The organism is Aeromonas cavernicola (genome assembly GCF_002795305.1).
GTDB classification, from domain to species: Bacteria; Pseudomonadota; Gammaproteobacteria; order Enterobacterales; family Aeromonadaceae; genus Aeromonas; species Aeromonas cavernicola.
Genome location: NZ_PGGC01000034.1, coordinates 1 through 22,627, shown reverse-complemented (window position 1 = coordinate 22,627; position 22,627 = coordinate 1). Strand labels below are relative to the sequence as shown.

At 54.6% G+C, this 22,627-nt stretch carries 16 protein-coding genes; 6 read left to right on the top strand and 10 right to left on the bottom strand.

Annotated features, from left to right (window positions below):
* The first annotated feature begins 163 nt into the window (after nt 1-163).
* Nucleotides 164-1,756, top strand: a complete 1,593-nt coding sequence (locus CUC53_RS03805; protein ID WP_100292914.1) for an ABC-F family ATPase — start codon at nt 164-166, stop codon at nt 1,754-1,756.
* Between the two features lie 185 nt (nt 1,757-1,941).
* Here the strand turns inward: CUC53_RS03805 and ppiD are convergent, their stop codons facing one another.
* From ppiD to tig, 6 genes are all read right to left on the bottom strand, one after another.
* A complete protein-coding gene (gene ppiD, locus CUC53_RS03800) occupies nt 1,942-3,849 on the bottom strand; it encodes a peptidylprolyl isomerase (RefSeq protein ID WP_167386677.1) in 1,908 nt (635 codons plus the stop codon).
* A 150-nt stretch (nt 3,850-3,999) separates the two neighbouring features.
* Nucleotides 4,000-4,272 carry a nucleoid-associated protein HU-beta gene (hupB, locus tag CUC53_RS03795; protein WP_005315375.1) on the bottom strand — a complete coding sequence of 91 codons (273 nt, stop codon included), beginning with the start codon at nt 4,270-4,272 and terminating at the stop codon, nt 4,000-4,002.
* Between the two features lie 240 nt (nt 4,273-4,512).
* Nucleotides 4,513-6,867 carry an endopeptidase La gene (lon, locus tag CUC53_RS03790; RefSeq protein ID WP_100292913.1) on the bottom strand — a complete coding sequence of 785 codons (2,355 nt, stop codon included), beginning with the start codon at nt 6,865-6,867 and terminating at the stop codon, nt 4,513-4,515.
* Between the two features lie 140 nt (nt 6,868-7,007).
* Nucleotides 7,008-8,282, bottom strand: coding sequence for an ATP-dependent protease ATP-binding subunit ClpX (gene clpX / locus CUC53_RS03785; protein ID WP_100292912.1), 1,275 nt, complete (start codon nt 8,280-8,282; stop codon nt 7,008-7,010).
* A gap of 65 nt (nt 8,283-8,347) precedes the next feature.
* On the bottom strand, nt 8,348-8,971 hold the full coding sequence (clpP, locus tag CUC53_RS03780) for an ATP-dependent Clp endopeptidase proteolytic subunit ClpP (protein WP_167386676.1): 624 nt from the start codon (nt 8,969-8,971) through the stop codon (nt 8,348-8,350).
* A gap of 86 nt (nt 8,972-9,057) precedes the next feature.
* A complete protein-coding gene (tig, locus tag CUC53_RS03775; RefSeq protein WP_100292911.1) occupies nt 9,058-10,368 on the bottom strand; it encodes a trigger factor in 1,311 nt (436 codons plus the stop codon).
* 442 nt (nt 10,369-10,810) lie between these two features.
* On the opposite strand from tig, the gene CUC53_RS03770 reads away from it, so the two are divergent.
* Nucleotides 10,811-11,245, top strand: a complete 435-nt coding sequence (locus tag CUC53_RS03770) for a YccF domain-containing protein (RefSeq protein ID WP_100292910.1) — start codon at nt 10,811-10,813, stop codon at nt 11,243-11,245.
* A gap of 65 nt (nt 11,246-11,310) precedes the next feature.
* Nucleotides 11,311-11,901 (top strand): 5'-deoxynucleotidase, encoded by a 591-nt coding sequence (yfbR, locus tag CUC53_RS03765; protein WP_100292909.1) that lies wholly within the window; start codon nt 11,311-11,313, stop codon nt 11,899-11,901.
* 85 nt (nt 11,902-11,986) lie between these two features.
* Here yfbR and lolE read toward each other — a convergent pair whose 3' ends face one another.
* From lolE to CUC53_RS03750, 3 genes are all read right to left on the bottom strand, one after another.
* On the bottom strand, nt 11,987-13,228 hold the full coding sequence (lolE, locus tag CUC53_RS03760) for a lipoprotein-releasing ABC transporter permease subunit LolE (protein ID WP_100292908.1): 1,242 nt from the start codon (nt 13,226-13,228) through the stop codon (nt 11,987-11,989).
* Entirely contained in the window at nt 13,228-13,926 is a 699-nt protein-coding gene (lolD, locus tag CUC53_RS03755; protein ID WP_167386675.1) for a lipoprotein-releasing ABC transporter ATP-binding protein LolD, read from the bottom strand. The genes lolE and lolD overlap by 1 nt, the downstream gene beginning before the upstream one ends.
* Before the next feature lie 97 nt (nt 13,927-14,023).
* Nucleotides 14,024-15,259: a lipoprotein-releasing ABC transporter permease subunit gene (locus CUC53_RS03750; RefSeq protein WP_100292907.1), complete on the bottom strand. Its 1,236-nt coding sequence runs from the start codon at nt 15,257-15,259 to the stop codon at nt 14,024-14,026.
* Nucleotides 15,260-15,335: 76 nt separating this feature from the next.
* Here CUC53_RS03750 and CUC53_RS03745 point away from each other — a divergent pair, with 76 nt between their 5' ends.
* Nucleotides 15,336-15,911, top strand: a complete 576-nt coding sequence (locus CUC53_RS03745; RefSeq protein ID WP_100292906.1) for a PilZ domain-containing protein — start codon at nt 15,336-15,338, stop codon at nt 15,909-15,911.
* A 71-nt stretch (nt 15,912-15,982) separates the two neighbouring features.
* Nucleotides 15,983-19,456 (top strand): transcription-repair coupling factor, encoded by a 3,474-nt coding sequence (gene mfd, locus CUC53_RS03740; RefSeq protein ID WP_100292905.1) that lies wholly within the window; start codon nt 15,983-15,985, stop codon nt 19,454-19,456.
* Nucleotides 19,457-19,610: 154 nt separating this feature from the next.
* On the opposite strand, the gene fbp is transcribed toward mfd, so the two are convergent.
* Nucleotides 19,611-20,645, bottom strand: a complete 1,035-nt coding sequence (gene fbp, locus CUC53_RS03735; RefSeq protein ID WP_100292904.1) for a class 1 fructose-bisphosphatase — start codon at nt 20,643-20,645, stop codon at nt 19,611-19,613.
* Nucleotides 20,646-20,981: 336 nt separating this feature from the next.
* Between fbp and CUC53_RS03730 the strand changes: the two genes are divergently transcribed.
* Nucleotides 20,982-22,607, top strand: a complete 1,626-nt coding sequence (locus CUC53_RS03730; RefSeq protein ID WP_100292903.1) for a peptide ABC transporter substrate-binding protein — start codon at nt 20,982-20,984, stop codon at nt 22,605-22,607.
* The last annotated feature ends 20 nt before the right edge of the window (nt 22,608-22,627 follow it).

Genomic DNA, 22,627 nt, shown 5'->3' with positions numbered 1-22,627 from the left:
CCCCAGACTGGGGTTACTCTTCTTAACTAAACCTTTCGGGGGTTCTGTGCAATAATGCGCGCCATTTGATTTGCTCGATGTAAAAAACGTCAGCCGTTCGGTTGGCGTCCCCCCCCCGATTAAAAACACAATATTTTGATAAATAAGGAATTTAAAACCCATCATGCTTAGCAGCAACAACATCACCATGCAGTTTGGCGCCAAGCCGCTGTTTGAGAACATCAACGTCAAGTTTGGCGGCGGCAACCGCTATGGCCTTATTGGCGCCAACGGCTGTGGCAAGTCCACCTTTATGAAGATCCTCGGCGGCGATCTGGAACCCACTGGCGGTAATGTCAGCCTGGACGTCAATGAGCGGATCGGTAAGCTGCGCCAAGATCAGTTCGCCTACGAAGAGATGCGCGTACTGGACGTGGTCATGATGGGTCACACCGAGCTGTGGGCAGCCATCGCCGAGCGCGATGCCATCTACGCCAACCTGGACGCGACCGACGACGACTACATGAAGGCCGCCGAGTTGGAAGGTCTGGTCGCCGAGTATGACGGTTATACCGCCGAATCCCGTGCAGGCGAGCTGCTGCTGGGGGCCGGTATTCCCATCGAGCAGCACAATGGCCCGATGAGCGAAGTGGCCCCAGGCTGGAAACTGCGGGTGCTGCTGGCCCAGGCGCTGTTCTCCAACCCTGACATCCTGCTGCTGGACGAACCGACCAACAACTTGGATATCAACACCATTCGCTGGCTGGAGCAGGTGCTCAACGATCGTGAAAGCACCATGATCATCATCTCCCACGACCGTCACTTCCTGAACTCCGTCTGCACTCACATGGCGGATCTGGACTACGGCGAGCTGCGGGTCTATCCGGGCAACTACGATGACTACATGCTGGCGGCGACCCAAGCGCGCGAGCGTCTGCTCTCTGACAACGCCAAGAAGAAAGCCCAGATCGCCGATCTGCAATCCTTCGTCTCCCGTTTTAGTGCCAACGCCTCCAAATCCAGTCAGGCTACTTCGCGCCTCAAGCAGATCGATAAGATCAAAATTGAGGAAGTGAAGGTCTCCAGCCGTCAGAACCCCTTCATCCGTTTCGAGCAGGAGAAGAAGCTCTACCGCAACATTCTGGAGATCGAAGGTGTATCCAAAGGCTATGGTGAAGCGCCCCTGTTCAAGGGCCTCAACATGATGCTGGAAGTGGGTGAGAAGGTTGCCATTTTGGGTACCAACGGTATCGGTAAATCGACCCTGATCAAGACCCTCGTGAACGATCTTGCACCGGACGCCGGTATTATCAAGTGGTCCGAGAACGCCCAGATCGGCTACTACGCTCAAGATCACGCCGACGATTTCGACACCGATCTTAACGTGTTCGACTGGATGACCCAGTGGAAACAGGAGAATGAAGACGAGCAGGCGGTACGCTCCGTGCTCGGTCGTCTGCTGTTTTCTCAAGATGACATTAAAAAGCCGGTCAAGGTGCTCTCCGGTGGTGAACAGGGCCGGATGTTATTCGGCAAGCTGATGATGCAGCGCCCCAACATCCTGATCATGGATGAGCCGACCAACCACCTAGACATGGAATCTATCGAATCCTTGAACTTGGCCCTCGAGATGTACAAAGGCACGTTGATCTTCGTCTCCCACGACCGCGAATTTGTCTCCTCCTTGGCGACCCGTATTCTGGAACTCACCGAAAATGGTATTCGTGATTTTGGTGGCACCTACGAGGAGTATCTGCGCACTCAAGGCGTGGTGTAATACTTGCCGATGTGACGGGTAGCAAATAAAAGCGGGGCACGCAGCGCAGTCGACTCACGTTGGCTGCATTGCGTGCCCTCTTTATTTTCCACAGCAACGACCATTGAGCGGCAGAGCCTCATCTTAGCAAATAAAAAAATGGCCTCATTAAGAGGCCGTTTTTCATACTGTGTGGTCAATCGATGCTATTCAACGGTGGCTTCTACAGCCGTAAAATATTCGATATCCGCCGTTTTGCGTAACTCAGCGACCAGCGCTTTATAATCGGCTTGGGCTTTTCCCTGACCTAATTGGCTTTGCAACATCGCGGCCATCGGAGAAGGTTCCTTTGGCGTGTTCACCTTATCCAAGGCCACCACCAACCGATCGCCATTCACTTCTGACACCAGTGACATACTTGGCTTGTCGGCCTGTGGCTGAGGCAGAGCAAATACTTTCGCCACTAAATTTTGATCTAACTCTTGGGTGAATCGGGTCACACCACGACGTGTCTCTATCTTCACTCCCAAGGCCGTGAGATCTGACTCAATCTGCTCGCCCACTTTGAGCTTATCCAGCAGCATCTGCGCTTTGCCACGAGCCACTTCACTGGCTTTATCATGCTTTATCGCAGCGATCATTTGCTCTTTCACCTCGGCCAGCGATTTGACTGCTTTAGGATGATGACCCGTGATATGGAGCACTAGTGCCTTACCCTCTGCCAGCTCAATCACATCAGAGTTGGTCATGTTCTCACGCAGCTCTTCAGAGAAGGCTGCAGAGAGCACTTTAGGATCGTTTAACGGAGCTGGGGCCGTGGCTTGAGTGAAGTAGTCGCTAGATTGGACTTTCATCCCCATCGCATCAGCGGTCAAATCCAACGAGTCGGGGTTTTCGAAGCTGTTGTCAGCTAACTTTTGCTGCTCAGCAAAAAACAGCTCTTTAGCTTTATCGGCTTGTAGGCGACTGATCGTTTCATCCTTCACGTCAGCAAATGGCTTGGTCTTTGCTGGTTCAACGGCCAATAACTTGATGATGTGAAATCCGAATGGGCTCTTCACCACTCCCGAGAGATCACCTGTTTTAGCGAGCGCGAAAGCAGCTTGCTCAAAGGCTGGGTCCATGACCCCCTTTTCAAACCACTCTAACTCCCCGCCTTTTTTAGCAGAGAAGGTATCGGCTGAATCAGATTTAGCCAAGGCAGCAAAGTCATCACCGGCTTTGAGTTTGGTAAGCAGCGCTTGTGCTTTTTGCTCCGCCTCTTTCTGGTCTTTACCAATCAAGATATGAGCGACTTGGCGGCGTTCGACACGCTGGAACAGATCTTGATGCTGGTCGTAGTAATCCTGTGCATCTTGCTCGGTGACCTTGATGTCACGGCTGAGGTTAGCGGCATCCAGCAACAAATAATCGATCTTGACCTCTTCGTCCTTCATGAAGCGCGTGCTATTGCTCTTGTAGTACTGCTCCAGCTCGCTATCAGCGACTTGTATATCAGCCATGTAATTGGCTGCTGCTAAACGAACCAGACGTATATCTCGAGTCTGGTTATAGAGCTGGTCTAACTGCTCTACCTCTCCTTTTAGCGCAAAATCGGTACCAAGCAGGGCGCTAACAAGTTGTTGCCGGACCATGTCCTGACGCATGGAGTCACGAAACATTTCTGGGCTCAAACCGGCGCGACGCACTAACTGCAGATAGCGCTCGTTGCTAAATTTGCCATTTTCAGCAAACTCGGGCATGGCCACAATAGCCTGCTTAATCTGCTCATCACTGACTCGCAACCCCAATTCCCGCGCTTTATTATCGAGCAGGGCTTGATCGATCAAGCTATCCAACACACTGCGACGGAATTGCTTCATGTACTCTGGGTTCGCCGCTAACTGCGCAAACGCAGCCCCCATTTGCGACTCCATTCGAGTTCGCTCATTGCGGTAGGCATTTTCCAGATCCACCGCACTGATATCAGTACCATTGACGGTCGCAGGGGCGGTACGTGCCGGGCCGTTTAGGTAGCTACCTACACCGGCCAAGGCAAAGGAGAGGATGATCAGCACTAAGATAACCTTGGCTACCTTGCCCTGCGCCCCTTCGCGTAGTTTATCCAACATCATGTTTGTACTTATGCTCCCGAACTCGATAGGCCTAAACAATGAAAAGGCGCACCGATAGATGCGCCTTGGTTAATCAGTATGAGGAAGAGCCCTCTCACTTGTTTGATCAGCGACTCACATTGATGATACGCCGCAAACATCAGCGCCAGCTTAGTTAACTGCGTCTTTCAGGGCCTTGCCAGCTTTGAAGGCGGGTACTTTACCGGCTGCAATTTCGATTGTTGCGCCAGTCTGCGGATTACGGCCTGAACGGGCAGCACGCTCGCGTACTGCGAAAGTACCAAAACCAACCAGCGCAACCTGATCTCCCTCTTTTAACGCTTCACCTACCGCGTCGATGAAGGCATCCAGGGCACGACCGGCAGCAGCCTTAGAGATATCCGCACCATCAGCAATCTTGTCAATCAGTTGAGATTTATTCACTCTTATTTTCCCCTTTATATCGAACATCGCTGCGGCGCCATGTCACTGGCCACAACAAGTGGAGGTTTTATAACAAGCCTCCTGAACAGTTGCAAGTGACAATCTAGCGCAAACCCGCGCCATATCACGCATTGCGACTTATCATGAGAACCCAAACAGAAGGGAAAGGCTACTGCCGTTTATGGGGGCTGGCAACCTTAACCTACGACCTAATGCGCTAAACTTGCGGCACATCAATTCTTACACGTCAGAAAGACGCTCAAACCCCTGAGGATTATCCTGTAAAGCCAACTCAAGCACTTCGTCTATCCAGCGAACAGGATAAATATCAAGGGCTTGCTTGACGTTATTGGGGATCTCTTCAAGATCACGTTCATTCTCTTTCGGGATGAGAACTCGTTTGATTCCACCGCGGTGCGCGGCCAACAATTTCTCTTTCAGTCCACCAATGGGCAGTACTTCGCCACGCAAAGTAATCTCCCCCGTCATCGCGACATCAGAACGCACCGGATTGCCGGTTAAGCTGGACACTAACGCAGTACACATAGCAATGCCTGCACTGGGCCCATCTTTAGGTGTGGCACCTTCAGGCACATGCACGTGGATGTCACGTTTTTCATAAAAGTCAGCGTTGATACGTAACTTTTCAGCACGGGCACGCACCACTGTCATAGCCGCTTGGATCGACTCCTGCATGACATCGCCCAACGAGCCGGTATAAGTGAGCTTACCCTTGCCCACCATATTAGTGGTCTCGATAGTGAGCAGATCGCCCCCTACTTCAGTCCACGCCAGACCACACACCTGCCCGACCTGATTTTGGTCGGTGGCCTTGCCATAGTCGAAACGCTGTACCCCAAGGAACGCCTTGAGGTTCTCCTGATTGACCTGAACATGTTTGATGCTCTTGTCCAGCAGGATACTCTTGACCGCCTTGCGACAAATCTTGGAGATCTCACGCTCCAGACTCCGCACCCCCGCCTCGCGGGTGTAGTAGCGGATCACCCCGACCAGCGCAGAATCTTCGATGGTGATCTCGGACTCCTTAAGGCCGTTGCGCTGGATCTGCTTAGCAACCAGATGCTGCTTGGCAATGTTGAGCTTCTCATCTTCGGTGTAACCGGAGAGGCGGATCACTTCCATCCGATCCAGCAGAGGGCCTGGGATATTCATGGAGTTGGAGGTGGCCACGAACATCACGTCCGACAGGTCATAGTCCACTTCCAAATAGTGATCGTTGAAGCTGTTGTTCTGTTCCGGATCAAGCACTTCCAGCAAAGCAGATGCGGGATCGCCACGCATGTCCGAGCTCATTTTGTCAATTTCGTCGAGCAGGAACAGCGGGTTCTTCACACCGACTTTCGCCATCTTCTGGATCAGCTTGCCTGGCATGGAACCTATATAGGTACGGCGATGACCGCGGATCTCCGCTTCGTCACGCACCCCGCCGAGGGCCATCCGCACATATTTGCGACCGGTCGCCTTAGCGATAGATTGGCCCAGCGAGGTCTTACCCACACCAGGAGGTCCAACCAAACAGAGGATAGGGCCTTTGAGCTTGTTGACCCGCGCCTGTACCGCCAGATATTCGAGGATGCGATCCTTGACCTTCTCAAGGCCATAGTGATCGGCATCCAGCACCTCTTGCGCCTTGCCAAGGTCTTTCTTTACCTTGGAGCGTGCCTTCCACGGCACCTGTACCATCCAGTCCACATAGCTGCGAACCACGGTAGCCTCGGCAGACATGGGCGACATCATCTTCAGCTTGGCGAGCTCGGCCTGCGCCTTCTCACGGGCATCTTCCGGCATGCCAGCCTCTTCAATCTTGCGATTGAGGGCTTCGAACTCATCTGGACTATCTTCCAGCTCACCCAGCTCTTTTTGGATGGCCTTCATCTGCTCGTTGAGATAATACTCGCGCTGGCTCTTTTCCATCTGCTTTTTGACACGAGTGCGGATGCGTTTCTCGACCTGCAGCAGGTCAATCTCCGACTCCATCATCGCCATCAGAAATTCAATGCGCTCAGCCACAGAAGTAATTTCCAATACTTTCTGTTTATCTTCCAATTTCAATGGCATATGAGCAGCCATGGTATCAGCTAGGCGAACCGCATCATCAATTGCCGAGATAGAGGTCAGTACCTCAGGCGGGATCTTCTTGTTAAGCTTTATGTAACCTTCGAATTGACCGATCGCAGAGCGAACCAAAACATCGTGGTCCTTCTCATCAATAGCAGTGGAAGCAATGTAATGGGCTTCACAGACAAAAAAGTCATCAGTATTGATAATCCGCTCTAAACGAGCACGCTGACCACCTTCTACCAGCACCTTAACGGTTCCGTCAGGCAACTTGAGCATCTGCAAAATGTTGGCCACTGTCCCCACGGTGAATATCTCTTCTACCGTCGGTTCATCGGTTGATGCGTCTCTCTGAGCTACCAGCAGGACTTTCTTATCCTGCTCCATGGCAGCTTCCAAACAACGAATGGATTTTTCCCGCCCCACGAAGAGTGGAATGACCATGTGGGGATAAACCACCACGTCACGAAGAGGCAGGACGGGAATCTCGATGCGTTCTGAACGCTCTAGGTTCATATATGTCCTCTCGGCTTGTTATACCGTTGGCTAAGCGCTGGCTGAGTATATGGGGGTACTGAAACGAGATTCAATCGCCAAAGCGCTAAAAAGCATAAAAGGGGCAAAAAGCCCCTTTCATTCGATTAAAAATCAGACAGTTACTCTGATGCTGCAGCTTGAGTGTCAAGATTTTCGTAAATCATCAAGGGTGCTGAATCACCTTTGATAACACTTTCATCAATTACCACTTTACTGACACCTTCCAACGAAGGCAGGTCGTACATGGTATCGAGCAACACAGCTTCAACGATAGAACGCAGCCCACGAGCTCCGGTCTTACGCTCCATGGCTTTGCGAGCAATGGCATGAAGTGCGTCTTCACGAAACTCCAGTTCAGTCCCTTCCAAGTCGAACAGAGCAGCATACTGCTTAGTGAGCGCGTTTTTCGGCTCTTGCAGGATCTGGATCAGCGCCGCCTCATCGAGCTCAGTGAGCGTCGCAACAACGGGCAGTCGGCCAATAAACTCAGGGATAAGGCCATATTTGATCAGATCTTCAGGCTCGACTCTGGCAAACGTCTCGCTCAACGTTGCTTTGGCATCTTTAGATTTCACCTCAGCCCCGAAGCCAATCCCAGTCCCCTTAACTGAGCGCTGCTCAATCACCTTATCCAGACCGGCAAAGGCACCGCCACAGATGAAGAGGATCTTGGAGGTATCAACCTGTAGAAACTCCTGCTGCGGATGCTTGCGACCACCTTGCGGCGGCACGGAAGCGATGGTCCCTTCAATCAGCTTGAGCAGTGCCTGCTGAACCCCCTCACCTGATACATCACGGGTGATCGAGGGGTTGTCCGACTTGCGAGAAATCTTGTCAATCTCATCGATATAGACTATTCCGCGCTGAGCCTTCTCTACGTCGTAATCGCACTTTTGCAGCAATTTTTGGATGATGTTCTCTACATCCTCACCCACATAGCCAGCTTCGGTCAGCGTCGTTGCATCAGCCATGGTAAACGGCACATCTAAGAGACGAGCTAAGGTCTCTGCGAGTAGCGTTTTACCACTACCGGTAGGACCTATCAGCAGGATGTTAGATTTACCCAGCTCGACACCACTCTTTTCGCCACTGTTGCGCAGCCGCTTATAGTGGTTATAGACCGCGACGGCCAACACCTTCTTGGCATACTCTTGGCCGATGACGTAATCATCGAGATGAGCCCGGATCTGATGAGGAGTCGGCAGCTCATTACCATCCCGCTTGGGAGAGATCTCGCGGATCTCCTCGCGGATGATGTCATTGCACAGCTCGACGCACTCATCGCATATGTAGACGGAAGGGCCAGCGATCAGCTTGCGCACTTCATGCTGGCTTTTGCCGCAAAAAGAGCAGTAGAGCAGCTTATCACCCTCACCCTTGCGTTTTTCAGTCATTCAGTAACCTCGTTTTATCAATAGAGGACGGCCTGCTGAGTTTACATCAGGCCGAGACACCCTGCTCAGCTTCGCTGATTCAGGATACCATCAACCAAGCCATAAGCTACCGCCTGCTCGGCAGACATAAAGTTGTCACGGTCAGTGTCGCGCTCGATGGTCGCAATCTCTTGGCCAGTATGGAAAGCCAAACGTTCATTTAAGGTGTTCTTAATTTTGAGAATTTCCTGAGCATGGATCTGGATATCAGATGCTTGGCCTTGGAATCCCCCTAACGGCTGATGAATCATCACGCGGGCATTGGGCAGACAAAAGCGCTTACCCTTAGCGCCACCAGCGAGTAAGAAAGCCCCCATCGAACAGGCTTGGCCCATACAGACGGTACTGACATCAGGTTTGATGAATTGCATGGTGTCATAGATAGACATTCCTGCCGTGACAGCACCACCAGGGGAATTGATATAAATGTAAATATCTTTATCTGGATTCTCAGACTCAAGGAACAGCAGTTGGGCAACGACCAGATTGGCCATGTGATCTTCGACCTGTCCAGTCAGGAAGATCACCCGCTCTTTCAAGAGACGTGAATAGATATCATAGGAACGTTCGCCCTTAGCAGTCTGCTCGACCACGATGGGAACCAGTGCATTACTAGGAGAATCGGTCACATCGTTATAGTTTTTGTACATAAGGTATTGTCCCTAAAATAAAACGGCCCGAGTGGAGATCACACGAGCCATTATACTTAATAGAGTTGACCTTAAGTCAAATGTTCTTAGGCAGCAGCACCAGACTTGTTGATCACTTCGTCAAAGGCTACTTCTTTTTCAGTTACTTGTGCTTTAGAGAGGATCAAATCGATTGCCTGATCTTCAATTGCCAAGTTACGAATGCCATTCAACATCTGCTCGTTCTTCTGGTAATACTCGATCACCTCTTGCGGATCTTCGTAAGCTGTCGCCATAGACTCGATAATGCTGCTAACACGTGCGTCGTCAGCCTTAATCTCGTTGGAGCGGATCACGTCACCCAGCAGCAGACCAACGCGTACGCGACGCTCAGCCTGAGCTTGGAACAGCTCAGCAGGTAACTCAGGCACGTTACCACCTTGGAAACCACCAAAACGCTGCAATGCCTGCTGACGCAGCGCATCGATCTCTTGAGCAACAGCGGCTTTTGGTAAATCGATCTGGTTAGCCTCAACCAAACCGTTTAGTACTTGCTCTTTCACGCTGTTTTTCAGCGCTTGAGCCAGCTCACGCTCCATGTTCTTGCGCACTTCAGTTTTGAGCTCTTCAAAGCTGCCACTGTCGATACCAAAACGCTTAACGAACTCATCATTCACTTCAGGCAGAACCTGCTGTTCCACCTTGTTCAGCTTAGAAGCAAACTTAGCCGCCTTACCCTTGAGGTTCTCGGCGTGGTAGTCACTAGGGAACGTGACGTCGATGGTGAACTCATCACCGGCTTTTTTACCGATAATGGCGTCTTCAAAACCTGGGATCATGCGGCCAGCGCCCAGAACCAAGTTAAAGCCTTCCGCCTTACCACCATCAAACTCTTCACCGTCGATAGAGCCGATGAAATCCATGGTGACACGCATATCGTTAGCCGCTGCGCTATCAACGTCAGCCCAAGTGGCATGTTGCTTACGCAAGGTTTCGATCATGTTAGCCAGATCGTCATCTTTTACGGTCGCAACAGGCTTCTCGACCTTAATGGTCTCAAGACCTGCGATGTCGAACTCTGGGTAGACTTCAAAAGTGGCAGTGAACTCAAAATCCTGACCCTCTTTGATCTCTTTCGGATCCATGGTCGGTGCACCAGCAGGATTTAACTTGTGCTCAATGATCGCTTTGATGAAGTTGCTCTGCATCATGTCGTCGGCAACACGGGCATTCGCCATGGCGCCAAACATTTTCTTGATGATGGTGACCGGAGCCTTGCCAGGACGGAAGCCGTCGATACGACGAGTTTTGGCCAAGCCATTCAATTCTTTACGCACAGCAGTATCTACCGCTGCCGCTGGCACAGTGATGGTAAGACGACGTTCCAGACCTTGGGTTGTCTCTACAGAAACTTGCATTCTTCTACCTCGTTCATCTCAGCACTGCGTGCTGACCCTTTATTACCCTTAGGCAAAACCCAGGGTATTCCTGTTTATAAAGACAACGATATGTCTTTGTGATGAGAAAATATGACGCGGCATTATAGCGGCGCACTCTTAGCGAGTCGAGCCACTGATCCCCCTATGAAGCAGAGTCCAGCGACAATTTGGATAAAATCGCGCGTTATGTCGAGCTATCGTCCTGCCCGTGCCACTTAGCACAACTGAATATTTAACGGTTAAGGGAGAATGGCCCCGACATAGATGCCAAGAGTAAGCCGCAAACGCACAAGTTCATGCAAACATCCGGCAATCATAAGCTGGTAGTCAGATCGGGGCACACACCTCACTAATCTGTCATTGCGTCCCTCGCGTGGCCCCGCTATGGTGGCTGCCACATTGATTATTCAGGAGTTTCCCTATGGCTTTGTTCCGTTTTTTGTTCAACCTGCTCTGGTTTGTGCTCGGTGGTGTCATCATGGGGATCGCCTGGTGGCTGGCAGGTCTACTCTGCTTTATTTCATTGATCGGCATCCCTTGGGGCCGAGCTTGTTTTGTCATTGGCACCTTCACATTCTTCCCATTTGGTAAACAAGCGGTGAACCGCCACACCATGACGGGTCAACCCGATATTGGCACCGGCACCTTGGGGCTGATTGGTAATGTGATTTGGTTTGTACTGATAGGGATCTGGCTGGCCATCGGCCATGTTACCTCTGCCATCGCCTGTTTTGTCACCATTATCGGTATTCCCTTTGCCATCCAGCACCTCAAACTCGCCCTGATTAGCCTTGCCCCCATCGGCCAGATGATTGTGACCAACCAAGAGGCAGAAACAGGGCGCTATATTCGCTAATCAACCCCAGCGCTGACCGACGTCCGTTTATGTGATTTCATTTATTCGAGTATTCGAGGCACCTGATGCTCCCCAGCCATTTTTTTGCCAATCTAGCCCGCATGAAACTCATCTATCGCTGGCCGTTGATGCGTAATATTCAACCGGAAAACATCGCCGAGCACAGTTTACAGGTGGCCATGGTGACCCATGCCTTGGCCCTCATCAAAAATCGGCTGTTTGGTGGCACCGTGAATGCCGAGCGGGCCGCGGTGATGGCGCTCTACCACGACAGTAGCGAGGTACTCACCGGCGATCTACCGACCCCTGTCAAGTACTTCAATCCTGAAATTGCACGTGAATACAAGAAGATAGAGCTGGCCGCCGAACAGCGTCTGCTTAGCATGTTACCGCCGGAGCTGGTTGAGGATTTTCGTCCGCTGCTCGACTCCGGTGCACAAGATGCAGAGCAGGCCAGACTGGTTAAGGATGCCGACACCCTCTGCGCCTATACCAAGTGTTTAGAGGAGATCAATGCGGGCAACCGAGAGTTCGAACCTGCTCGCAAGCGCCTCGAAGCCATGCTAGAGGCACGAATGAGCGAGGAGATGCGCTACTTTATCGACACCTTTGTTGCCAGCTTCTCCTTGCCGCTTGATGAGTTGAACGCGCACTAAGCCACACCAGATGAGCTGAGAACAGAAGGGCCCGCCGGTTTACCGTGGGCCCTTCGTTATTTATCATCGGTTCAGATGCAGCGCATCAGTGACCCAGTTCGCGGGACGGCACCAGACCGCTCGCCCGCCAGGCGGGATAGAGGGTTGCGACCAGACTCATCAGGATGGCGGCGCCAGTCACAATGAGCAGATCCTGCATATGCAACTCTGTCGGCAAAAAGTCGATGAAGTAGATATCCGGATTGAGAAAACGGTGTCCGATAAGGGTTTCGACAACCCCGAGGAGCTGGGTCAGCTTGCTGGAGAGCAGGCCGCCGAGCAGGGCACCCAGCAGCGCACCGGCTACCCCATTGACCATCCCCTGAATGACAAACGTCAGCCGGATCTGCCCAGGACTCGCTCCCATGGTCTTCAAAATCGCGATCTCGCTGCGCTTCTCGTTCACCGCCATCACCAAGGTGGAGACAATATTGAAACAAGCCACCGCCACCACCATCAGCATCACCACATACATGACGGTACGCACCATCTGAATATCCTGATAGAGATACCCTTGGCTGTTCATCCAGCTACGAATATAAACGTGATGGGGAAATTGCTGGGCCGCCGCCACGGTGATCGATTGTGCCTTGAGCACATCGCTGACCCGCAGGCTAAACCCAGCCACGTCACTGCCCATACCACTGATTTCTTGCGCATCTGCCAGGTGCATGAAACCCAGCAGGCCATCGAGCTGGCCGCCAATCTCCAGTAACCCCACCACCGTCAAGGCTTCGCGCCGTGGATTTTTGATCCCCGCATCGGCGCCCCCTTGCGGTAGCAGCAGCGTCACCGTCTCGCCAACCTTGACCCCCAGTTTGTCGGCGATGCTCTTACCGAGGATCACTCCATGCTCGCCCGGCTGCAGCTCACGCAGGCCGCGACCGGTCATGAACTTGCCCGCATCCGACAGATTGGCCTCCAGCTCTGGCAATACCGCGCGCAGCTGTACACCTTTGAGAGAGGAACCAAACTCCAACAAGCCATTGAGACGGATCACCGGGGCGGCCGCTTCGACCCCTGGTTGGGCGAGCAAGTAGTCACGCAGGCGGGGCCAATCCGGCAGTGGCTGCTCGACCGCGTCCAACTCCCCTTGTGGCACCACTGAAAGCACTCGGTTTTTGAGTTCCCGCTCAAAACCGTTCATGGCAGAGAGCCCCAAGATCAAGGCCATCACCCCAAGGGCAATGCCGATCAGAGAAGAGGCCGAGATAAAGGCGATAAACCCGTTGCGACGGCGGGAGCGGCTGTAACGCAGGCCCAAAAACAGGGGCAGCGGCTTGAACATCAGGCAACCTCCGCCATCACGCCACTGACCAAGGTCACCCGGCGATGGAGCTTGGCCGCCAGATTCAGGTCGTGGGTCACCACCACAAAGGCGGTGCCCAGCTCTCGGTTCAGCTCACAGAGCAGTTCATACACCGCACTCGCACTGGCGTGATCCAGATTACCGGTGGGTTCATCCGCCAGCACCAAGCTAGGTTCATTGACCAGCGCTCGTGCAATGGCTACCCGCTGACGCTCACCGCCAGATAGCTCGGAGGGGCGATGGTTTAAGCGATGGGAAAGCCCCACTTTCGCCAGTATGGCCGACGCTTTTGCTCGCGCAGTGGCCACCGAGGCCCCCGCAATCAGCAGCGGCATGGCAGCATTTTCCAACGCGGTAAATTCAGCAAGTAGGTGATGGAACTGGTAGACAAAACCGAGCTCCTGATTGCGAAAACGAGCTTGGGTGCGGCTGTCCCAGCGGTGGATATCTTCCCCCTTAAACAATACGGTCCCGCTAGAGGGGGTATCGAGGGCCCCCATCAGATGCAGTAAGGTCGTCTTACCAGAGCCCGAACTGCCCACCACCGCCAGCATCTCACCGGGGGCAATACTCAGCTCAATGCCCTTGAGCACTTCCGTCTCCAGCTGCCCCTCTTTGTAACGATGAGTCAGCGCTTGGCAATGCAGCAGTGAGGAATGAGATACGGGTTTGTTCATACTGGGGACTCCACTTACATCAGTCACAACATTGGCACCTGTCACAACGCCAGCGGTCGTAGCGGATGTAACAACAGAAGATGCATCACGCACCACATTACTCATAACGTAACGCCTCAGCAGGCCTCACGCGCGCAGCTCGGGCTGCAGGATAGAGCGTGGCGCCAAAACTGAGCAGCACCGCCCCCCCCAAGATCATCAGCACTTGACTAGGCTCGACAATCACCGGCAACCCACTCCCTCCCGCCGCCATGTAGAGGTTAAGCCCCATGGCACTGAGTAGCGGATTAAGACCCAGCGTTAACCCAAGCCCCGCTAGCGCGCCAAACAAGGCACCAAACATGCCACTGGAGGCGCCGAGCACCATGAATATTTTGACAATTCCACTCTCACTCATGCCCATGGTGCGCAAGATAGCAACCTCCCCTTCCTTGTCGGTCACCACCATCACCAGCGCGGAGAGAATGTTGAAGGTAGCAACGGCGATGATCAGCACCAGCATCAGCCCCATCATCCGTTTTTCCATGGCGACCGCCTGAAATAGCTCCCCGCGCTCACGGCGCCAATCTTGCCAGAGCAAGCCATCGGGTAACGGGGTCTTGATCACCTGGTCAGCAGCAAAAGGATCATCGAGCCACAGGCGAATACCGCCGACCGTCTCTGGCGGCAAACGCAGCAGCCGCTGGGCATCACCAAGGGCTATCAGGGCAATCTGATCATCCACATCAGCCCCCACCCCAAATAGACCGGAAACCGTAAAAAGACGCTGAGCAGGCACTCGACCAAACGGGGTAAAGCGGGTGCCTTCGGTCAACATCAGCCGCACCTTATCGCCGACGGCCACGTTGAGGCGGCGCGCCACCCCCTGCCCCAGCACGATCCGGTAGTGGCCCGTTTGTAAGCTATCGAGGCGCCCCGCTTGCATCTGGCTATGCAGGATATCGTCGCTGGGCCAACGGGCGGGATCGATCCCCTGTACGTTAACCCCCGTCAACTGGCTGGCGCTTTGCAGCATGCCTTCGCTGTCTAGCATCGGCGCCGCCGCAACCACGTGGGGTAAACGGGTCAGCTCGGGCAGTGCAGGCGAATCGGCCTCTATCCGGCCAGCTTGGTGCGTCACCACCACATGAGGGATCACCCCCAAGATGCGCCCTTTGAGTTGCCCTTCGAAACCATTCATCACTGAGATCACCACGATCAACGCGGCGACCCCAATGGCAATGCCGAAGGTAGAAAACAGAGAAATAAATGAGACGAAGCGATTGCTACGCTTCGAGCCTGCATAGCGCAGGCCAATGGCCAGCGTAAGAGGCTGAAAAAGTCCGCTCTTCAAGGATATGTACGTTGCCAACAAAATAAGATGCCGGATAATAAAGGCAAATAGTCGATGACAACAAGGGATAGCCGCCATGCAAGAACAGTTCTTCAGCGTCACGCACGCCACACCGGTCAATGTGATCCTCATGCCGGCTGATTTTCAGCTTCCCTCGCTTGCAGAACTTGAAGCCGAGCTGCCCGAGCCTTTTCGTATCTCCTCAACCATTACCTCTATCGATCTGGTCACCACCCGCTTAATGCGTAATCAGAACGAATCGATGCACGACCTGATCGAAATCGTCAATCAGCAATCACGTAAAATCGACATGATCATGGGCTACGTGCTGTCGGTGCAAGATCACCCCGAGCAGCGTTTTCAAACCTTACGCTTTGGCGCAGGCCAGCTGACCTATTTGCATCCTCACCAAGGTCATGGCGCAGCCCCGACGGTTGATCAATTTGTCCAGCTGAAGATTTTTCTGCGTGATGAAGCAGCGGCTATCTACTGCTATGGCCAAGTCACGCACCTCACCACCAGCGAAGAGGGCCAGCAGGTTGCACTCGAGTATGTGCGGATCCGCGACGATGACCGTGAACTGCTGGTGCGGGCCAGCCTGCATGTGCAATCCAAACAGCTGAAACAGCGGGCCCAAGACCGCCAACGCTAATCGAGCTCAGTCACGCTAATTCACCCTCAACGTAACATCACACCAATGTGATTGTGATAAAGAATCGACTCATGCCAATCAGCCTTCCCACCTTGCCCGCCAACGCGGGCCAAAAAATAACGCTAGGCCAGCTGGTGGGGAGCAGCCTCTCGCTCACCGCCGCCCGTATCATTCAACAAAGTAACGGGCCGGTCCTGCTGCTCACGGCCGATACCCCCAGTGCCTTACGCCTTGAGCAAGAGCTGCCGTTTTTGCTGGCAGATCACCCCCTCGCGGGCCAAGCACGCCCTGTGCTGCTCTTTCCCGATTGGGAAACCTTGCCTTACGACAGCTTCTCTCCCCATCAGGACATCATCTCCCAGCGGCTGGAAACCCTCTATAAATTGCCGCAGATGGAAACCGGAGTCTTGATCGTCCCTGTCTCAACCCTGATGCTGCGTGCCGCACCGCGTACCTATCTGGATAAATACAGCCTGATGCTCAAGGCAGGGCAGCGCCTTAACTTGCAACAGTTGCGCACTCGGCTGGCCAATGCTGGCTACGTGGCGGTGGATCAGGTGCTCGAACATGGCGAGTTTGCCGCCCGCGGCTCACTGCTCGATCTCTTCCCCATGGGCAGCAGCACCCCCTATCGCATCGACTTTTTTGATGACGAAGTGGACTCCATTCGCCCGTTCGACCCTGAGACGCAGCGCTCCAGCGAGCCGGTGAAGCAAGTCAGCCTGTTACCAGCCCGGGAATACCCCACCGACGAGGCGGCCATCGAGCTGTTTCGCGGCCAATTTCGTGAACAATTTGAGCTGTCTCGGGCCGAAGGCTCCATCTATCAAGAGGTGAGTAAGGGTCGCTGGCCCGCAGGGATCGAATACTACCTGCCGCTGTTTTTCCAAGAGACCGCCAGCCTCTTTGACTACCTGCCTGCCCATACCTTGCTGCTCACCGTGGGGGACATCTACCCCGCCGCCCAGCGTTTTTGGAATGACATCGGCCAGCGCTATGAAGATCGCCGCTGGGATAACACTCGGCCGCTGTTACCCCCTGCCCGGCTCTATCTGCCAGTGGAGCAGCTGTTTGCCGCCCTCGGTCACTATGGGGCGGTACGCCTGCAAGAGGCCGCCACGACAGGGGGAGCCGGCCAGCACGATCTGCCGATCTCGCCACTGCCCGAGCTGCAGCTGGACCACAGCCAAGAGCAACCGCTGCTGGCGCTGAATGGGTTTTTGCAAGGGTTTACTGGCCGCGCCCTGTTTGTGGTGGAGTCAGAAGGGCGGCGAGAGGTGCTCGGCGATCTGCTGGCACGGATCGCGCTGCACCCCCACGAGTTCCCCTCCTTAAGCGACTTCATAGCGAGCCAAGCCGGTCACGGCCTGCTAGTCGCCCCACTTGAGCGTGGCTTCCTGTGGCAGGAGACGGGTCAGGAGCCACTGGCGCTGATCACCGAGACCGAGCTGCTGGGCGGTAAGGTGCGCAGCAAACGGGCGCGGGAGAAAAGCAAGAACTTAAGCTCAGATGCGGTGATCCGCAATCTCGGTGAACTGACCCAAGGCCAGCCGGTGGTGCATCTGGATCACGGGGTCGGCCGCTATCTGGGGCTCGAAACCATTGATGCTGGCGGCCTGCCTACCGAGTTCCTCACCCTCGAATACGCCGGTGGCGATAAGCTCTTCGTCCCAGTCACCCACTTGCACCTGATCAGCCGTTACACCGGCTCCGATAACCCCCCCAGCCATAAACTGGGTGGTGAAGCCTGGAGCAAGGCGCGGCGCAAGGCGGCCGAGAAGGTGCGCGATGTCGCCGCCGAACTGCTTGATGTCTATGCTCAGCGCGCCGCCCGCAGCGGCTTTGCCTTCGTCCATGACAAAGAGGCCTATCGTCAATTTGCCGCAGGATTCCCATTTGAGGAGACCTTTGACCAGCTCAATGCCATCAATGCGGTGCTGGGTGACATGTGTCAGGCCAAGAGCATGGATCGGCTGGTGTGCGGCGACGTGGGATTTGGTAAGACCGAGGTGGCAATGCGGGCCGCCTTCGTGGCGGTTCATGGCGGTAAACAGGTCGCGGTGCTGGTGCCCACCACCCTGCTCGCCCAGCAGCATTACGACAACTTTCGTGATCGCTTCGCCAACTGGCCAGTGCGGGTCGAGGTGCTAAGCCGCTTTCGCTCGGCCAAAGAGCAAGTCAGCGTGATGAAAGAGCTCAGTGATGGCAAGGTAGACATCATCATCGGCACCCATAAGCTGCTCGGCTCAGAGCTCACCTTCAAAGACTTAGGGCTGCTGATCGTCGATGAAGAGCACCGTTTCGGGGTGCGCCAAAAAGAAAAAATCAAGGCGCTGCGGGCCGATGTGGACATCCTCACCCTCACCGCGACCCCCATTCCCCGTACCCTCAACATGGCGATGGCTGGCATGCGCGATCTCTCCATCATCGCCACCCCGCCCGCCAAACGACTCGCCATCAAGACCTTTGTCCGCCAGCACGAGCCGGCGGTGGTGCGCGAAGCGGTGCTGCGGGAGCTAAAACGGGGTGGTCAGATCTACTATCTGCACAACGACGTGGAGAGCATTGAAAAGTGCGCCGCTGACCTTGCCGAGCTGGTGCCGGAGGCGCGCATCAACATCGCCCACGGTCAAATGCGCGAGCGCGATCTCGAGCGGGTCATGTCGGACTTCTACCACCAGCGCTTCAACCTGCTGGTCTGTACCACCATCATCGAGACCGGTATCGACGTCCCCAGCGCCAACACCATCATCATGGATCGGGCCGATCACTTAGGGCTGGCCCAGTTGCACCAACTGCGGGGCCGAGTTGGTCGCTCTCACCATCAGGCCTATGCCTACCTGCTCACCCCCCATGCCAAGCTGATGACCAAGGATGCCGCCAAGCGGCTGGAGGCGATCGCCTCCCTTGAAGATCTTGGCGCCGGTTTTGCGCTGGCCACCCACGATTTGGAGATCCGTGGCGCAGGCGAACTGCTCGGCGACGATCAGAGCGGCCAGATCGAATCGGTCGGTTTTACCCTCTATATGGAGATGTTAGAACAGGCGGTCGAGGCGCTGAAAAATGGCAAGGAGCCGTCCCTTGAACAGCTGATGAGCCAGCATACCGAGGTGGAGCTACGCCTGCCGGCCTTGTTGCCAGATGACTATATTCCAGACGTCAACATGCGCCTTTCTATGTACAAGCGGATCGCCAGTGCGGCGGACGAGCAGGAGCTGCGTGAATTAAAAGTGGAGTTAATTGACCGCTTTGGCCTGCTACCAGAGCCCAGTAAAACCCTGTTGGAGCTGGCGGCCTTCCGCCAACGCGCCACGGCACTGGGGATCCGGCGGGTAGAGATGAGCGAGCGCGGCGGCTATCTCGACTTCACTCAAGAGACCAAGGTCAACCCCACCTATCTGGTCAAGCTGCTCTCCAGCCAGCCACAGGTCTATAAGATGGACGGGCCGACCCGCTTACGCTTCCAGATGCCAACCCAAGATCGCGCCCAGCGCCTGAAGTTGGTGGATGGCTTGCTGACAGATCTGGCCAGCAACAGCCTGTGAGGCTCTGCGGCCTTGGCGGCTAGCCAGAGGAATAACGCCAACGAAAACGGGAGCCATATCGGCTCCCGTTTTATTGCTGCTGGCGGGTGCTGAGGATGAACAGTGCGACAACGCCAGTCGGGCCTCAGTCAGCTCGCAGGTGAATCGAGTAGGTTCAGCCCACTCGGCCCGGCTCCTCGTGGGAGGAGAACTCCCGCATAAACGCCTCGGCCCGCTCCACCATCTTGGTTGAGCCAACGAAGTATGGGGTACGCTGGTGCAGCGCGGTCGGCTGGATATCCATGATCCGACCAAAGCCATCGGATGCCTTGCCACCGGCCTGCTCCACCAGAAACGCCATCGGGTTGCACTCATAGAGCAGGCGCAGCTTGCCATTGGGCGAGTTGGTGCCGGACGGGTAAATATAGATGCCGCCCTTGAGCAGGTTGCGGTGAAAATCGGAGACCAAGGAGCCAATATAGCGGGAGGTATAAGGTCGATTGGTCGCCTCGTCACGCTCTTGGCAATATTTGAGGTACTTCTTCACCCCATCAGGGAACTTGATGTAGTTGCCCTCATTGATCGAGTAGATCTTCCCCTCTTGAGGGATCCGAATATTCTCGTGGGAGAGGCAAAAACACCCGATAGAGGGGTCATAGGTAAACCCATTGACGCCAAATCCGGTGGTATAAACCAACATGGTTGACGAGCCGTAAATCACATAGCCGGCAGCCACTTGGCGATGACCGGGCTGCAGAAAATCCGCCAACGTCACAGGGGAGCCCTGTGGGCTAACCCGGCGATAGATAGAGAAGATGGTCCCAACAGAGACGTTCACATCAATGTTGGTCGAGCCATCGAGCGGGTCAATCAGCACCACATACTTGGAGTTTTGCGAGAGGGGCGAGCTAAACGCGACAAAGTCGTCCTCTTCTTCCGAGGCCATGCCACAGACTTCGCCACGGGCTTCCAACGCCGCCTTAAAACGCTCGTTAGCATAGACGTCCAGCTTCTGCTGCACCTCTCCCTGCACGTTTTCGGCGCCCATAGAACCGATGATATCCGCCAGCCCCGCTTTATTGATTTCTCGGTTGACCACTTTGGCTGCTAGCCGGATGGAGCTCAGTAATGAGGTTAATTCGCCAGTGGCGGTGGGGTACTCCGCCTGTTTTTTGACGATAAATTCACCCATGGTGATCATGTTGCGCATTGTGGGTCCTTTAAAGTGGGCGTCCGTGTGATTGAAAACGTTTGCAGTTATCGACAAAAAAACGCCGCGCGGCGGCGGTGTCATTTTGTAACCCAATGTAACGGCAGTTTTTTGTTTTTGCAGCGAATTAAGCAGCGTACAAAATCACCACATCTGGTCTTGCTAAGCGGCCTTTAACGGAAAAATAGGGGATGGTAAGGCCATTTGGGGGCGCTTAATTCGTGCTGATAAACCTTGCTCGTTAGCAATAACAGCGCCATGGCCTCGCACTTGAGATCCCCCTATCGATCCCGCACACTGACCCCGCTTTCGCCGCAACCCAATTAAGGAAATGCAATGAGAAGGATGTTTATTGCTGGCGCCATTGCCAGCCTGCTGGCCATGGCCACCCTACCCAGTCTGGCGGCGCAGGTGCCTGCGGGCACCAAACTGTTGCCTGATGCCCAGCAAACCTATGTCACCAACATCAACTCTGAACCCACCACTATCGACCCCCAGCGGGTGGAAGAGAGTGCCGGCGGTGCGGTGGTTAATGACCTGTTTGAGGGGCTCTATACCTTGGATGCCAACGGCAAGTCGCAACCTGCTGGCGCCCTTCGTTATCAACTGGATAGCAGCGGCACCGTCTACACCTTCACACTCAGGCCCGAGGCCAAGTGGTCTAACGGTGAGCCGGTGACGGCGGCCGACTATGTCTATGGCTGGCAGCGGGCGGCCGACCCCAAGAGTGCCTCTAATTACGCGTGGTTTATTGAGCTCATGGGGGTGGCCAATGCCGCTGAAGTGATCAAAGGCAGCAAGCGCCCCGAGGAGCTGGGCATCAAGGCCATCGACCCACACACCTTGCAGGTGACGTTAAGCAACCCCGTGCCGTTCTTCTTAAAGATGCTGTCACACTACACCACCTTCCCTGCCCCCAAAGCCACCATCGAGCAGCATGGCAGCGAGTGGGTTAAACCGGGCAATATCGTCTCTAACGGGGCCTTTATGCTCAAGGAGTGGACTCCCAATGAGCGGCTGGTCTCGGTGCGCAATCCCCACTACTGGGATAACCAGCACACGGTATTAAATCAGGTGGTCTATCTGGAGATCGTCTCAGCATCGGCTGCCTATAGCCGCTACCGCACCGGTGAACTGCACTACACCATCTATCCGGTTGAACAGTACCAACAGATCAAGCGCCAGAGCCCGCAAGATCTGCTCACCGCCCCCATGCTGGCCACCTATTACTATGTGTTCAATACCCAGCGCAAACCGTTTGATGATCCACGGGTGCGCAAAGCGCTCTCCTTGGCCATCGATCGGGAAACCATCACCAATAAGGTCTTAGGACAAGGCCAGCAGCCGGCATACAGCCTGACGCCACCCACGGTGGATGGCTTTGAGCTGAAAAAAACTGCCAGCGAGCAGCTCAGTCAAGGGCAGCGGATCGCGCAAGCTAAAGCCCTGCTGGCAGAGGCGGGCTACGGCCCCGCGAAACCGCTAGCGGTAGAGATCCTCTACAACACTGACGAGAGCCATAAGAAGATCGCGCTGGCCATCTCCGCCATGTGGAAACAGCACTTAGGGGTCAGCGCCAAACTCAACAACATGGAGTGGAAGAGCATGGTCTCTGTACTCAATGACGGGGATTTTGGCATCAGCCGTTACTCGTGGAACGGTGACTATAACGATGCGTCCACCTTTCTCGACATCCTCACCTCATCGAGCAGTGCAAACAGCGGCCAGTGGTTCCAGAAAGAGTACGACAGGCTGCTGGCCAAGGCCCATGACAGCCAAGATAACGCCGAGCGTAATCGTCTCTATCAGCAGGCCGAGCAGATGATTGAGGATCATGCTCCGATGGCCCCTATCTACTTCTACGTCAAATCGCGGCTACTGAAACCGTTTGTCAAAGGCTACCCCAGCCAAAACCCACAAGACGTCGTCTACAGCAAAGATATTTATCTGGTTGCCCAATAAAAAACCGCGCTTGCCACTGG